Origin of the sequence: Halioglobus sp. HI00S01 (genome assembly GCF_001635445.1) — a bacterium.
GTDB classification, from domain to species: domain Bacteria; phylum Pseudomonadota; class Gammaproteobacteria; order Pseudomonadales; family Halieaceae; genus Halioglobus; species Halioglobus japonicus.
Genome location: NZ_LWEE01000345.1, coordinates 1 through 227, shown reverse-complemented (window position 1 = coordinate 227; position 227 = coordinate 1). Strand labels below are relative to the sequence as shown.

General features: G+C 59.5%; 1 protein-coding gene. It reads left to right on the top strand.

What is annotated here, in order from left to right; all coding sequences use genetic code 11:
• A partial coding sequence (locus A3709_RS23465) for a helicase associated domain-containing protein (protein WP_197484338.1) occupies nt 1-227 on the top strand: 227 nt, incomplete at both ends.

The following is a 227-nucleotide window of genomic DNA, read 5'->3' as shown; positions in this document are numbered from 1 at the left end:
ACGACGGCTACGCGCTAGGCCAATGGGTGAGCAAACAGCGCCGCGCTAGACACTCGCTGGCACCTGAGCGCGTTGAGCGATTGGAAGCCTTACCTGGTTGGGTTTGGGACATAAGGGCGCTAAGTGATTGGACGGAAGAAACCATTCGAGCGCTGGTCGATGAGCTGGGTATTACCTCGCGGGGACAGCTCAAGCGCGAACATTCTGGCGCATATCACGCCGCGCGT